Raw genomic sequence first — 14,444 nt, forward strand, 5'->3', positions numbered from 1 at the left:
GAAAGGTATTTGCCTTCGATCACGCGCGGCCGGACCATTGGCCGATTCCACCCCAGACGCAACGCGCGTTGACTCCAAGCGACTTCAGCCATGCGAAAACGACTCGGCGGGGCCGAAACGGCGGCCCCGCCGAGTCGTGCTTCGGTGATTCTGTTGTGTCCCCGCGTCAGACCGTCACGGGCGGCGGCGCAACCGCGACCAGCCCTTCCGCACCTCCGCCAGCGCCCGCGCCCCGGCGGGCGTCCCGCCCAGGAAGAGGACCGCCGGACCGCCGACCAGCAGCACCAGGCCGCCGATCAGCGCGACGGGCAGGAGCAGCCGCGCGGCGCCGGAGCGGTCGGGCGCCGGAGTACCGGCCGCGACGGGCGCGGCGGACAGCGGCTTGCCGGGCGTGCTGGGCGTCGCGCCGGGCTTGGCACCGGCACCGGCACCCGCCGCCGCTCCGCCCGCCGCAGTTCCACCGGCCGCCGTTCCCGCTCCACCGGACGCGGAGCCCGCACCGGTGCCGGACAGGCCACCGGTGGAGGACCCGCCGGACCCGCCGGACGCCTGGTCCCCGGTCTCGCCGGAGGCCGCGGCCCCGCTCCCGCCGGACGCTCCGCCCTCACCGACCTGGGTGACCGGGGCGACGCCCTGCCCACCCCCCGTACCGGAGGCCGGCGTCGAACCGTCGCCGCCGGTCGCGGGCGGGTTCGGCGGCGCGGCCTGGTTGCCGGGCAGCTTGGCGTCCTGCGCCTCCAGGTGGCTGATCGCGTCCCCGGCCTGGGTCCGCTGGGCGGCGGTCAGGGCGAGGAAGCCGGGGGCGAGGTGGCCGGGCTCGTACCCGTAGACCTGGCCGGTGGTGGTCACCGCGCGCATGAACTTGGTCATCGCGGCCACCTTGCCGGCCGCGACGTCCTTGGTCGGGAGCATCGCGTACTGCACGGCGGTCAGCGGGTAGGCCTTCTGGTCACGCGAGAGGGCCGAGTCGGACGCGCCGTACGGCAGGGACTGCACGCCGGTGGCCTGGTCGACGGTCATGTCGGCGACGGCCGCCTGGAAGCCCGGGCCGTCCGGTGAGACGAAACCGCCGGCCGGGTTGAGCAGTTGGGCCTCGGGCAGCGAGTAGGCCTTCGCCTCACCGGTGTCCATGATCGCGAACAGGGTCCGCTTCCCGATCTTGAGCGGCGGGCACAGGTCGTGCGAGCCGTCCGACTTCGTGTCCCCGTTGACGCAGTTGGGCTGGTTCCACAGCACCTTGCGCACCACGTCGTTCAGCCCGGTCGAGATCGGGTTCCACTCGAACTGCTTCCAGTTGCGCTTGGCGTCCTCCTTCGCGTCCGGGATCCCCGAGGAGTCCTGCCGGACGAGGGAGTCGGTCGGGTAGCCGGAGAAGGCCGGGCGCAGGTAGAAGCTGTCCACGTGCATGCCCCACGGGTCGGACTCGCCGTCCAGGAAGCGCACCGCGTCGGGGTCCGAGGCGATCCACGACGTCAGCTGGTACGTCATGTCCGCCGTCCCGCCGAACACCGTCGGGGTGGTGTTGTTCGAGAGGCACCCCGTGGGCCAGGAGACCGTGCCGTCCGAGGGCAGCGGGTTCAGCTTCTGGAACTCCGGGTCGTCGAAGATGCAGATCGGGTTGCCCTTCACCGACGGGATCGCGGCGCCGGGCGAGGCGTAGGACTGCGTGAGCAGCTTGGCCAGCAACCGCGCGTTGAGCTTCATGCTCCTGATCTGCCGACCGGTGTTCGGGTCGTCCACGACGAACACCACGGAGATCCCCGAGGTCGCGATCGGCGAGTACACGTACGGGCGCGGTGGCGGCGCCTGGGTGTCCGGCCGGGACGCCAGCGCCATGTCGCCGCCGCCCGACAGGAAGTCCGTGCGGGCCTGGGCGTCGCCGTTCGCGAAGCCGTACGTGAGCGACATCGGCTCGGTGCCCTGGCACAGCCCGGCCTGCCACTGCGCCATCGCCCGCTTGGCCGGTTCGAGTCCGGCCACCCTGAAGGCCGCGTGCTGGTCCGGACAGGCCGCCGCCGTGGGGGCGAACTCCAACGGCACCACCGTGCGGCGCTCCCAGGAGCACTGCTCGGACGTCTTCATGTTCGTGTAGCGGTTGATGGTGCCGTTGAGCTTCAGGTCGGACGCCATGCCGAAGTCCAGGTCCAGGCTGTGGTTGTCGCAGCCGAGGACGCCCTTGCGGGTCTTGTCCGCCCAGGCGATCGAGTCGCCACCGTAGTTGGGCTCGACGACCAGCGAACACGGGTGCTTGTCGTCACAGCCCAGGGTGGGGCTCTGGTCGGCCGTGTAGAGCTCGATGTCCGCGAAGCCCGAACCGTCCGGGCCCGTGACCGAGACGACCATGTTCGACGGGTAGTCGGGGAAGGTCGTCCCCGGCGCGGGCGTCTTCTGCTGGAAGCCCGCCGCCGCGTCGGCGTTGTACAGGGTGCTGTCGTAGCAGTCGGTGACCTTGGGGTCGGTGCCCCGGCACTGGTACACCCGCACCTGGTAGAAGGGCTGCTCGCTGCGCGGTGCCGGCCCGTTCAGCCAGGGATCGCCGTTGGCGTCCGAGGTCGGGGTGAACCCCTTCCAGCCGACGTGGACCACCTGGTTGACCAGGTTCCTGGTCTGCACGACGCTCACACTGCCCTCGGGGCCGTACACGCCCTCGTTCGGCTGCCACACCTTGGGCCCCGGCACCGTGACGGCGGAGTCCTCCGCCACGGCCTGCGGCAGCGCCCCCAGGCCGATCGGCAGCACGCCGACAGCGACCACCGACGACCACACCATCGCGAGAGCGGGCAGTCGGCGGCGCCACCGGCCCAAAGGTCTCCGGTCGGGCGGTCGGACTCTCATGGCGGGTACCTCCGTGCGATTGCGCGCCGCCGGGAGACGCGGCGCAGGGGATCAGGCATCGAGCGGCCAACGATTCCGGTACCCGTCCATTCGGCCAGCCGCAGATGGCCGGATCCGGTCGCGCGCGTGTACGAGACCACAACGCGGCACCTCGGTAGCGGAGTTGACGCCTCCACGGAAAAACAGGCCCGCGCCTGTCGGCACGGGCCTGGACCAACCGGTGGGCGATGCTCAGCCGTTGACGGTCAGCGCGAAGGAACCGACCGCCTGACCGTTCGTGAAGAAGGCGGTGTTCAGCTTGCTGTCGAGGAACTGCGCACCCGCGGCGTCCACGGTGAGGGCGGAGGCGGTCAGCGACTGCGTGGTACCGCTCTGCTCGGTCCGCTGGAGGCCGGCCGGCTTGAACAGCAGGACCGGGTCGGTGGCGCCGTCCGGCACACCGGTGAGGCGCCAGTCGTCGGCGCTGAACGCGAGCTGCTTGAAGAGCACGCTCTTGCCGGTGAAGACGTCGACGAACAGCAGGCTGCCACCGAGCGTCGCGTTGCCGTAGTAGCCGCGCAGGTTCACGCTGCCGCCGGTCACCGGGAGGCTCGTCGCCAGGCCCGCGGTGGTGTTGTAGGAGACGCTGGCGTTCGGCAGCGGAACGATGAACACACCGTTTCTCGCCGCGGCCTGGAGGAAGGTGTTGTTCTCGGTCACCACGGCGCTGCCGGTGGGGACGGGAGCGGCGTCGGCCGCGGCCACGCCGCCGAAGGCGGTGACGGCGAGGACGACCGCGACGCCGCCGGCGAGGAACCGACCGGTGGTACGGGACATGCTGGGCTCCTTGGGAGAGGAAGGTTTCGCGCTGAGGGTGGAGAACCGGTCCGAGGGCCGGCCGACGGGTCCGACCGGAGCCGGCCCGTTCCCTTCGAGACGTCCCGCCGGTGGGCCGGCGGCCACGGGCGCGAAGCCCGTGGCCGCCGGATGGTGCGGGGTGGATCAGGTGCGGGGTGAGTCAGGTGAGGGTGGATCAGGTGAGGGTGGCGACACCGCAGGCCGGGGTGGCCAGGAAGCCGTAGCTCGCCAGGTCGGCGGCGGCGACCGGGTCGGTGCAGATCCAGCCGTTGGAGCCGAAGATGGCCTGGAGCGCCTGGCCGTGCGCGTCGGTCGCCGTCCACTCGGTGTCGCGGATCACGTTGTAGACCACGCGGCCGAAGGAGGAGTTGGCGAACTTGGTGTTGATCACGTTGTTGGTGACCGGGGTCAGGGTGGCGCCGTTGACCACGATGTTGCGCAGGGTCAGGCTGCCGGGGGCGTCGGTCGCCGTGCCGTGGCCGCCGACGGTCTGGCCGAGGTAGTGGGCGACGGAGTAGGGGAAGACGACGTTCGGGTCGGTCAGGTTGGCGTCGGTGCCCTCGTTCTCCTCCGGGCCGGTGGTGACGCAGGCGCCGGGGGTGGTCACGCCGATCGCACCCAGGAAGAAGGAGCGCGTGCCGGAGTCGGCCTGCGGCAGGAACGGCTTGATGGTGGCGTTCGGCAGGCTCGCGCTGATCTGGTTCCAGTTGGTGGTGGTGCAGTTGTAGATCGCGGTCAGCTGCGCGGAGGTCAGCTGCGCCGGGGCGTTGCCGGTGCTCGGGGCGGACCAGGTGACGGCATCCTTGGCGAGCGCGACGAAGTCCAGGCCGTGGGCGTCGGTGGCCGCCGGGCCGCGCGAGGAGCGGGCGAAGTCCACGGTCGCGCCGGTGTTGGCGACCAGGGCCTTGATGCCGGCGCCGGAGCCGTTCGGGCGGGCGATCGAGGTGGCGCCGGTCTTGGTGGTGATCGGCGAGGTGCCGGTCGCGTCCCAGCTGTACAGGCGCGGCGCGGTGGAACCGGCGCCCAGGGAGGCGTTGTAGTCGGCCGAGAACTGGTTCAGCAGGACCTGGATGGTGTCCGAGCCGACACCCACGATGTCCTGGGCGGCCGGGGTGACACCGGCGGCCGGGTCGGCGATGGCCGAGCCCGAGGCGACGGTGGCGAGGGAGGTCGCCAGGGCGGCAACGGTGAGCAGCTTGGCAGCGGTCTTACGCATGTTTCTCTTCCTCCGGTGGGAGAGACGTCCATCGCGTGAACCCGTGCTCTGGTTGGGAGCCCGGGGCCGGTGGCCGCGTCCGCTGCGGCCGCTCCGGCAGTGCAGATCCTGTCCGGCCCGGAGGTTCCGCCGGAAGGGAGGTCGAGGGCGGGTCGGGATTGTCGACTCATCGGTTCGACGAGGTTTAGCGACTGGTCAGCGCGGGCGCGGCGGAGGGGAAAGGGGGTGGTCGGAGGCCGGTGACGTTCTTCTCCAGGTGGCGACTCGGGGTGTTGCCGGAAACCTGCGCTTCACCGGAACTGCACGTGGGCCCCGGCCGCCTCACAGCGGCCAGCGGCCGTCCCGACCGCCCCGCCGCAACTCCTGCCCCACCCACTGGAGTCCGGACAGGAAGCCCTCGGCGCCGGCCTGGCACTGGTCGCGCCGCAGGTAGCCGCGGGCGCTGCGTGCCACCGGCGCGGGCTCGACCGCTGCCCGCCGGGTGCTGCGCGCCGGCAGGTAGGCGGACCACACCCACTGCCGGCCCTCGGACTGGGCCACCGAACATCGAAGGGCCGCCCGCTCGATCAGCAACACCCGGACCGCCTCGGCGAGTTCCTCCTCGCTGCGGTAGGTGCGCACGCCCACGCCGAGCGGCCGCCCGTTGGCGGCGCGCAGCGCCCAGCCCAGGCAGCGTTCGGGTGCGGGGACGATCAGCAGACGGGGGCCGCGCCCCTCAGCGGCCATCGGGGCGTCTCAACGAGACGGTGTTCCGGGGAAGTTCACGGCCCGGAAGATCACGAACCGGCCGCTCCCTGGCAGGCCGCTCACGAACGGCTTGGTCGCGAACGGACTGGTCGCGAACGGACTGGTCGCGAACGGGCCGGTCACGCGCGGGCCGGTCACGCGCGGGCAGCTCCCGCACGGGCAGGTCCCGCGCGGGCTGTTTGGCCAGCAGCACGACGAAGCGCCGGAAGGCGTTCTGGCAGGTCGCGTACCGCTCGTACGCGCGGCTGGAGCGCACCTCGGGCAGGCTGCGCGACCCGGGGACGACCCAGATCCAGCCGATGCCGTCCCGGACGTGGGTGATCCGCGCGGTGAGTTCGGCGGCCCCGACGCGTAATCCGTCGAAGCCGCGCTCGGCCTCGCCGGGCGTCTCGAACATGGCGGCGGTGATGGCCACCACCCGGCCGTTCGGCGCCTTCAGCTGCCAGCGGTACCGCCCGTCCGGGGCGCGCTCCGTCCTGAACCCGCCTCGACTTGCCCCTGCTGCGGTGTTCCCGCGGCCAGACGCGTCCACTGCTCCCCCCGTCCGGTTACCCCTCCGAGACCGGTGCAAAGCTATGTGTGCACACGGACCCACGGAAAGCCCAGAACGTTCACAACTTGCGGTGTTGGTCGGGAAGTTCTCCCTCGTTTAACTTTCACCGGCCAACCGCCGAGGAGGATCGGGCCGGGCTCAGAGCCGGGCCGTCCAGCGGACCATGGTGCCCTTCCCGTACGGTCCGGTCTCGTGCCAGGCGGCGCCGCCGAGCGCCTCGGCCCGCCGGGTCAGGTTGAGCAGGCCGCTGCGGCGCCCGCCCGCCGGGATGCCGACGCCGTCGTCGGTCACCGTCAGCAGCACGCCCGGGCGCCCGCCCCGGTCCAGCGACTCCGGGTCGCCGCTCACCGGCCGGCCGGTGTCGTCCAGGTGGGCGGTCGCGTCGATCTCGACGCCGACCCGGGAGGCCCGCGCGTGCCGGGCCGTGTTGGAGAGCATCTCCCTGAGCGCGGCGAGCAGTTGACGGCCGTTCTTCTCCTCGACCAGGCTCTCCACCGGCCCGACGAAGCTCACCGAGGGTTTGAAGCCGAGCGCCGCCGCGGCCTGGCTGGCCTCCCGCAGCACCCGGGTGCGCAGGGTGTCCGGCGCGTCGCCGTGGTTGTCGTGCTGGAGGGCGTAGATGGTGGTGCGGACCTCCTGGATGGTGGCGTCCAGCTCGTCCACCGCCTTGCCGATGCCGACCTTCACCTCGGGCACCACGGACCGCCGGGCCGCGCTCTCCAGCATCATCCCGGTGGCGAACAGCCGCTGGATCACCAGGTCGTGCAGGTCGCGGGCGATCCGGTCGCGGTCCTGGAAGACGGCCAGGCGCTGCTGGTCGCGCTGGCCCTCGGCGAGCCGCAGGGCCAGCGCGGCCTGCGAGGCGAAGGTCTCGGCGAGCTGCTTCTCGGTGTCGGTGAACGGCAGGGCGCCGCGCGGGCGCCAGACGCAGAGTCCGCCGAGCACCCGCCCGGCGGCGACCATCGGGACGGCCATCGACGGGCCGAAGGCGCGGGCGAGCCGGATCTCCACGGTCGGGTCGCTGGACATGTCGTCCAGGTGGACGCTCTCCCCGGCGAGCAGCCGGGCCGCGAAGCTCTCCCTGGGCAGCAGCTCGCCCCGGACGAACTCGGCGGCCTCGCCGGAGGCGTGGGCGACCCGCATCTGCCCGTCGCCGTCCTCCGTCGGTTCGGTCGGGAGCAGGATCATGCCGAGCGCGGCGTCCGCCAGCTCCCGGACCTGCTCGGCCGCGACGGTGAGCGCGGTCTCGGCCTGGTCGGTGGAGAGCAGCGCCGTGGTGACGGCGGAGGCGCCGGCGATCCAGCGTTCCCGGCGCCGCCCCTCCTCGTACAGCCGGGAGTTCTCGATGGCGACGCCGGCCGCCGCGGCGAGCGCGTGCACCACCTGTTCGTCCTCGGGGGTGAAGGCGCCGCCGCCCTTCTTCTCGGTGAGGTAGAGGTTGCCGAAGACCTCGTCGCGGACCCGGATCGGCTCGCCGAGGAAGGTCTTCATCTCCGGGTGGTGCGGCGGGAATCCGGAGGAGCGCGGGTCGGCGCCGAGGTCGGCGAGCCGCAGCGGCTCGGGGCGGTCGATCAGCGCGCCGAGGACGCCGCGGCCGGCGGGCAGGTCGCCGATCTCGGCGGCGGTCTCGTCGTCGACGCCGACGTGGATGAAGTCGGCCAGGCCGGTGCGGCCGGGGGCGATCACGCCGAGGGCCGCGTACCGGGCGTCGACGAGTTCGGCGGCGCCGGTGGCGATCCGGTGCAGGGTGGCGTGCAGGTCGAGCCCGGCGCCGATGGAGACCACCGCCTCCAGCAGCCGCTGCATCCGGTCGGTGACCGCGGCGGCCGACTGCAGGCGCTCCGCGACCTCGGTGACCAGGGTGTCCAGCCCGAGCGAGGCGATCTCCGGCACCCGATGGGGTGTCGGCTCGGGCGCGGCGGCGGAGGGCTCTGGCGTGGGGTCCATGCAGAAAGCCTAGTTTGTACGCTTTTCATCCGAAGGACGGCGCGACTCGGGAACCGCGCCCTGCCCGGGCCCGACGAGCGGCCCCGACCAGGCTGAACGGGCGGCCCCGACCGGGCCTAACGGGTGGCCCCGACCGGTTCCAGCAGCCCGTCCGCCTCCCGCTCCCGCCGCCACATGGTGTGCAGCCGCCCGTCCCGGTCCGCGATCAGCTCCGACCAGCGGCCGCGCTCGGCGACCCGGCCGCCGTCCAGCACCAGCACCTCGTCGACGGTGGTGTCGTCCAGTCCGGCCAGCCGGTGGGTGATCAGCACGGTGGTGCGGCCCTCGGTGGCGGCCAGCAGGTCGGTGGTGAGCGCGTCGGCGGTGGGCAGGTCGAGGTGTTCGGCGGGCTCGTCCAGGACGAGCACCGGGAAGTCGGCGAGCAGGGCCCGGGCCAGTGCGAGCCGCTGCCGCTGGCCGCCGGAGAGCCGGGCGCCGTGCTCGCCGACCATGGTGTCCAGGCCGTCGGGCAGGGTCAGCGTCCAGTCCAGCAACCGGGCGGCGGCGAGCGCGGCGCGCAGGTCGTCCTCGGTGGCGCCCGGCCGGGCCAGCCGCAGGTTCTCCCGCAGCGAGCTGTCGAAGACGTGGGCGTCCTGGGCGCACAGTCCGATCACCCGGCGGACGTCCTCACCCGCGAGCGCACGGCTGTCCACAGCCTGTGGACAGCCGTCGGCGAAGGTGACGCCGCCCGCGCTCGGCTCCAGGAACCGCAGCAGCGCCTGGGCCAGCGTGGTCTTGCCGGAGCCGGACGGGCCGACCACGGCGATCCGGCGGCCGGCCCCGAGGTCGAGGTTGACGCCGGTGAGCGCGTCCACGGCCTGCCCGGGGTGCCGGACGGTCAGTCCGCGCACGGCGACCGGCAGCGGCTGTTCGGGCAGCGCGGCGGGCGCGGCCGGCTCCGGGACGGCGGCCTCGGCCTCCAGCACCTCGTCCAGCCGGGCCCGCGCGGCCCGGCTGCGCTGGCGCGCCTGGACGGCCAGCGGCATCCCGGTGACGGCCTCGAACGCGGCCAGCGGGGTGAGCACGACCACGGCCAGGCAGACCGGCGCCAGCGCGCCGCCGTGCACCCCCTGGACGCCGACGGCCGCCGCGGCGGTCACGGTCAGCCCGGTGAGCAGCGCGATCAGCCCGGTGCCGAGCGCGGTGGTGGCCGCCGAGCGGGCGGCCAGCCGGGTGAGCGCGGCATCGGCGCCGTGGACGGCCGCGAGCCGGCCGGGCAGCGCGCCGGCCACGGTGAGTTCGGCGGTGCCGGTGAAGGCGTCGACGACGGTGGTGGCGAGCCGCCCGCGCTCCGGGGCCTGCCGCCGTTCGGCACCGGCCGACCAGCGGGCGGCCAGGGCGGGCACCACCGCGCCCGCGAGCAGCAGCCCGACCCCGAGCACGACCCCGGCGGCGGGCAGGAAGGCGCCCATCGCCGCCGCCGCGGCCAGCGAGACCACGCCCGCCACGGCGGCCGGCAGCCGCCAGCGCAGGTGGTGGTCCTGGATCGCGTCGACGTCGGCGACCAGCCGGGAGAGCAGGTCGCCGCGCCGGAAGGCGGGCAGCCCGGCCGGGGCGAGCGCGGTGAGCCGCCGGTAGACGGCGGCCCGCAGGGTGCCGAGGGTGCGCAGCACGGCGTCGTGCGAGACCAGCCGCTCGGCGTAGCGGAAGACGCTGCGGCCGATGCCGAAGGCCCGTACCGAGGTGACGGCCATCATCAGGTAGAGCACCGGCGGCATCTCGGAGGCCCGGGAGATCAGGTAGCCGGAGGTGGCCATCAGCGCGACGGCGCAGCCGAGGGCGAGCGCTCCGAGCAGGACGGACAGCGCCAGCCTCGGGGTGGCGGCGGCTTCGGGCTCGTCCTGTGCCGTGGCGGGGGCGGGCGTCGGCCGCCCGCTGTGCGCGGGCCGCTCGACCGCAGCGGAGGACGTAGCCGCGGCCGGGCCGGCGGCCGGGGCGGGCGCCCCCGCCAGCCGGACCCGGTGGTCGGCGACGGCCAGCAGCGCCGGCCGGTGGGCGACGATCAGCACGGTGCGTGCCGGGTCCTCGGCGAGCGTCCGGACGGCGTCCACGACGGCGGCCTCGGAAGCGCCGTCCAGGTTGGCGGTCGGCTCGTCGAGGAGGACCAGCGGCCGGTCGTCGGCGAGCAGGACCCGGGCGAGCGCGAGCCGCTGGCGCTGCCCGGCGGAGAGCCCGGCGCCGTCCTCGCCGAGCGGGGCGTCCAGCCTGGTCACGAAGTCGAGCGCGTGCGCGGCCCGCAGCGCCGTCCACAGCTGCTCGTCGGTGGCCTCCGGGCGGTAGAGCCGCAGGTTGTCGGCGACCGTCCCGGCGAACAGGTGCGGGTGCTGCGGCACCCAGGCGATCTGCCGCCGCCAGCTCGCCGGTTCCAGTGCGGCCAGGTCGTGGGTCCGCCCGTCGGCGGTGATCCGGACGGTGCCGGCGTCCGGGGCGACGAGGCCGAGCAGGACGGCGAGCAGGGTGGACTTGCCGGCCCCGCTCGGGCCGGTGAGGGCGGTGGTGGTGCCCGGGCGCAGGGTCAGCGCGGCGCCGTCCAGCGCGGGCTCGGTCCGCCCGGGGTGGCGTACGACCAGGTCGGAGACGGCGACGGCGGCCCCGGTGAGGGCGGGTGCGGGCACCGTGCCGGCGGCGGGCAGCGGGGTCTCCAGCACCTGGAAGATCTCGTCGGCGGCGGTCAGGCCCTCCACGCTGGAGTGGTAGAGCGCGCCGACCTGGCGGATCGGGAAGTACACCTCGGGGGCGAGGATCAGGATCAGCAGCCCGGTCTCCAGGTCGAGCGTGCCGTCCACCAGCCGGAAGCCGACGGTGACCGCGACCAGCGCGACCGACAGGGTGGAGAGCAGTTCCAGCGCGAAGGAGGAGATGAAGGCGATCCGCAGGGTGCGCAGGGTGGCGCGGCGGTAGTCGGCGGTGATCCGGGCGATGGTGGCGGCCTGGGCGCGGGCCCGGTTGAACACCTTGAGGGTGGGCAGTCCGGCCACCACGTCGAGGAAGTGGTGCGAGAGCCGGGCCAGGGTGCTCCACTGCCGGTCCATCCGGCTCTGGGTGGCCATCCCGATCAGCACCATGAACAGCGGGATCAGCGGGAGCGTCCCGGCGATGATCGCGGCCGAGGTGAAGTCGGCGCCGACGATCCGCAGCAGCACGATCACCGGGACGACGACGGCGAGCGCCAGCTGCGGCAGGTAGCGGGCGAAGTAGTCGTCCAGCGCGTCGACGCCGCGGGTGGCGAGGGTGGTGAGTTCGCCGGTGCGCCGGCCCGCCAGGTAGGCCGGGCCGAGCGCGGTGGCGTGGTCGAGCAGCCGGCGCCGCAGGGTGGACTTCACCCGGGCGACGGACCGGTGCGCGGTGAGTTCGGTGAGCCAGCCGACCAGCCCGCGCCCGACGGCCGTCAGGGCGAGCAGCAGCAGCGGCGTGGTCAGTTCGCCGAGGGTCGCCTGGCGCTGGAAGGCGCGGACGACGATCTCGGCGATCAGACTCGCCTGGGCGACCACCAGGGCCGCGCCCACCCCGCCGAGGAGCACGGATCCGGCGAGGAAGGCACGGGTGGTGCGGGCGTACCCGAGGAGTCGGGGGTCGACCGGCTTCACGGCGTCAGGCCTGGTCGAGCGCGGCGGCCGGGTCGTGCCCGGGGATGTGCTGGACGCCGATGCGCTTGCGGAACACCCAGTACGTCCAGCCCTGGTAGAGCAGCACGAGCGGGGTGAACACCGCGGCCACGATGGTCATCAGCTTCAGCGTGTACGGCGAGGAGGCCGCGTTGGCGACGGTCAGGCTCCAGCCGTCGTTCAGGGTGGAGGGCATGACGTCCGGGAAGAGCGCCAGGAAGAGCATCGCGACGGCGGCCACGATGGTCGCCCCGGAGAGGATGAACGCCCAGCCCTCGCGGCCGAGTTGGTTGGCCGCCAGCGCTCCGACCAGCGCCAGCACCGCGATGACCAGGGCGGCCAGGCTGCGGCCGTTGCCGTTGTCGGCCTGCGTCCAGAGCAGGAAGGCCAGCGCCAGCACCGCCGCCACCACGCCCACCCGCAGGGCGGTGGCCCGCGCCCGGTCGCGGATGTCGCCGACCGTCTTGAGCGCCGCGAACACCGCGCCGTGGAAGGTGAACAGGCTGAGCGTCACCAGGCCGCCGAGGATGGCGTACGGGTTGAGCAGGTCCCAGAAGGTGCCGACGTAGTTCTTCTGCGCGTCGATGTCGACGCCGCGCACGATGTTGGCGAAGGCCACGCCCCACAGGAAGGCCGGGAGCAGCGAGGTCCAGAAGATGGCCTCCTCCCAGTTGCGCTGCCAGCGCGCGTCGTCGCGCTTGGCCCGGTACTCGAAGGCCACGCCGCGCACGATGAGGCAGACCAGGATGATCAGCAGCGGGATGTAGAAGCCGCTGAACAGGGTCGCGTACCAGTCCGGGAAGGCCGCGAAGGTGGCGCCGCCGGCGGTCAGCAGCCAGACCTCGTTGCCGTCCCAGACCGGGCCGATGGTGTTGATCAGGACGCGCCGTTCGGCGGTGTTGCGGGCGAGCGGCTTGGTGAGGATGCCGATCCCGAAGTCGAAGCCCTCCAGGAAGAAGTAGCCGATCCACAGGACCGCGATCAGTACGAACCAGACGTCGTGGAGTTGCATGTCAGATCCCCTGTGGTCCTCAGTAGGCGAAGGCGAGAGGCTTGTCGGCGTCGTCGTCCGAGGACGGTCCGCGCAGGGTCGGGTCCTTGGCGGGGGGCTGCTCGGTCACCACCGGGCCGGCCTTGGCGTACTTCACCAGCAGCCGCACCTCGACGACGGCGAGGATCGCGTACAGCAGGGTGAAGGTGGTGAGGGCGCCGATCTGGGTGCCGACGCTCACGTTGGGGGAGACCGCGTTCGCCGTGGTCATCAGGCCGAAGACGGCCCACGGCTGGCGGCCCATCTCGGTGAAGATCCAGCCGAAGCTGTTGGCGATCAGCGGGAAGCCCATGGTCAGGATGCCGATCCGCCAGCTCCACTTGGTGAGGAACGGACCCATCTCCCGTCCCGGGGTGAGCATCAGCCGGGGCACCTCGGTCTCGCCGGTGCGGAACTCGGGGCGCAGGAACTTCTTGCGCCGGGTGGTCCAGAGCCCGATCAGGCCGGCCACGAAGGAGGTCATCCCGAAACCGATCATGAGGCGGAAACCCCAGTAGGTGACGAAGATGCTCGGGATGTAGTCCTTGGGGTCGCCGCCGTACTTGGCGGCCTCGGCGGCCGCGGTGTCGTTGATGCCGGGGACGGAGGAGTTGAAGTCGCTGTGGGCGAGGAAGGAGAGTATCCCGGGGATCTCCAGCTCGACCGAGTTGTGGCCCTTGCTGACGTCGCCGACCGCGAAGATCGAGAACGGCGCGGGCGACTGGGTGTCCCACAGGGCCTCGGCGGCGGCCATCTTCATCGGCTGCTGCTCGAACATGACCTTGGCGAGCGAGTCGCCGCTGAGCGCGGTGCCGGCGCCGAAGACCACGGCGAGGACCAGGCCGAGCCGCAGCGAAGTGCGCATCACGGCGGTCTTCTTGGGGTCGGCGCTCTCCGGCTTGCGCTTGGCCTTCCAGAGGTGGAAGGAGGCGATGCCGACCATGAAGGCCGCGCCGGTGAGGAAGGCGGCGGTCAGGGTGTGCGCCACCACGGTGAGGGTGGTGTTCTGGAACAGCACCTTGGCGATGTCGGTGAGCTGGGCCTTGCCAGTGGCCGGGTCGATCGAGTAGCCGACCGGGTGCTGCATCCAGGAGTTGGCCGCCAGGATGAAGTAGGCGGAGAGCACGGTGCCCAGGGCGACCATCCACATGCAGGCGCAGTGGATCTTCTTCGGCAGCTTGTCCCAGCCGAAGATCCACAGGCCGATGAAGGTGGACTCGAAGAAGAAGGCGATCAGCGCCTCCATCGCGAGCGGGGCGCCGAAGACGTCGCCGACGAAACGGGAGTAGTCGGACCAGTTCATGCCGAACTGGAATTCCTGGACGATGCCGGTGACCACGCCCATCGCGATGTTGATCAGGAAGAGCTTCCCCCAGAACTTGGTGGCGTGGAAGTACTTCTCCTTGTTCGTCCTCACCCAGGCGGTCTCCAGCCCGGCCACGATGGCGGCGAGGCTGATGGTGAGCGGGACGAAGAGGAAGTGGTAAACGGTGGTGATGCCGAATTGCCATCGCGCGATGGTCTCGTGAGCGATTGCCAGCTCCACGTCGCCCTCTCTCCAACCGACCGGCCCTGTTGAAGGGCATGTTTCGGACAAACTTCATCTATAGCTGTAGACCGCTGCCCAACCACGCA

9 protein-coding genes are annotated in these 14,444 nt (G+C 72.6%); all 9 read right to left on the bottom strand.

Going from position 1 to position 14,444, the window contains the following annotated elements; genetic code table 11:
* Positions 1-174 precede the first annotated feature (174 nt).
* A complete protein-coding gene (locus tag ACIOGZ_RS09415; protein WP_400985464.1) occupies positions 175-2,754 on the bottom strand; it encodes a hypothetical protein in 2,580 nt (859 codons plus the stop codon).
* A 312-nt stretch (positions 2,755-3,066) separates the two neighbouring features.
* Complete coding sequence (locus ACIOGZ_RS09420) at positions 3,067-3,651, bottom strand: hypothetical protein (protein WP_363628043.1); 585 nt, start codon at positions 3,649-3,651, stop codon at positions 3,067-3,069.
* Positions 3,652-3,847: 196 nt separating this feature from the next.
* Complete coding sequence (locus tag ACIOGZ_RS09425) at positions 3,848-4,888, bottom strand: substrate-binding domain-containing protein (protein ID WP_363581526.1); 1,041 nt, start codon at positions 4,886-4,888, stop codon at positions 3,848-3,850.
* Positions 4,889-5,209: 321 nt separating this feature from the next.
* Positions 5,210-5,614 carry a hypothetical protein gene (locus tag ACIOGZ_RS09430; RefSeq protein ID WP_363581528.1) on the bottom strand — a complete coding sequence of 135 codons (405 nt, stop codon included), beginning with the start codon at positions 5,612-5,614 and terminating at the stop codon, positions 5,210-5,212.
* Positions 5,604-6,050, bottom strand: a complete 447-nt coding sequence (locus ACIOGZ_RS09435; RefSeq protein WP_363581530.1) for a hypothetical protein — start codon at positions 6,048-6,050, stop codon at positions 5,604-5,606. Before ACIOGZ_RS09435 ends, ACIOGZ_RS09430 begins: the two co-directional genes overlap by 11 nt.
* 276 nt (positions 6,051-6,326) lie before the next feature.
* On the bottom strand, positions 6,327-8,135 hold the full coding sequence (locus tag ACIOGZ_RS09440; protein WP_400985467.1) for a GAF domain-containing protein: 1,809 nt from the start codon (positions 8,133-8,135) through the stop codon (positions 6,327-6,329).
* A 116-nt stretch (positions 8,136-8,251) separates the two neighbouring features.
* Entirely contained in the window at positions 8,252-11,761 is a 3,510-nt protein-coding gene (gene cydD / locus ACIOGZ_RS09445) for a thiol reductant ABC exporter subunit CydD (protein ID WP_400985469.1), read from the bottom strand.
* Positions 11,762-11,765: 4 nt separating this feature from the next.
* The gene (gene cydB / locus ACIOGZ_RS09450) at positions 11,766-12,791 is read right to left on the bottom strand and encodes a cytochrome d ubiquinol oxidase subunit II (protein WP_363581534.1); all 1,026 of its coding nucleotides are present in this window, start codon (positions 12,789-12,791) and stop codon (positions 11,766-11,768) included.
* A 19-nt stretch (positions 12,792-12,810) separates the two neighbouring features.
* A complete protein-coding gene (locus ACIOGZ_RS09455) occupies positions 12,811-14,355 on the bottom strand; it encodes a cytochrome ubiquinol oxidase subunit I (RefSeq protein WP_363581536.1) in 1,545 nt (514 codons plus the stop codon).
* Positions 14,356-14,444 lie beyond the last annotated feature (89 nt).

The sequence above is a fragment of the Kitasatospora sp. NPDC088160 genome, assembly GCF_044741445.1.
Classification (GTDB): Bacteria; Actinomycetota; Actinomycetes; order Streptomycetales; family Streptomycetaceae; genus Kitasatospora.

Coding starts and splice junctions, on each gene's coding strand:
- ACIOGZ_RS09420 (WP_363628043.1), bottom strand. CDS start 3,651: ATGTCCCGTACCACCGGTCGGTTCCTCGCCGGCGGCGTCGCGGTCGTC.
- ACIOGZ_RS09425 (WP_363581526.1), bottom strand. CDS start 4,888: ATGCGTAAGACCGCTGCCAAGCTGCTCACCGTTGCCGCCCTGGCGACC.
- ACIOGZ_RS09430 (WP_363581528.1), bottom strand. CDS start 5,614: ATGGCCGCTGAGGGGCGCGGCCCCCGTCTGCTGATCGTCCCCGCACCC.
- ACIOGZ_RS09440 (WP_400985467.1), bottom strand. CDS start 8,135: ATGGACCCCACGCCAGAGCCCTCCGCCGCCGCGCCCGAGCCGACACCC.
- cydB (WP_363581534.1), bottom strand. CDS start 12,791: ATGCAACTCCACGACGTCTGGTTCGTACTGATCGCGGTCCTGTGGATC.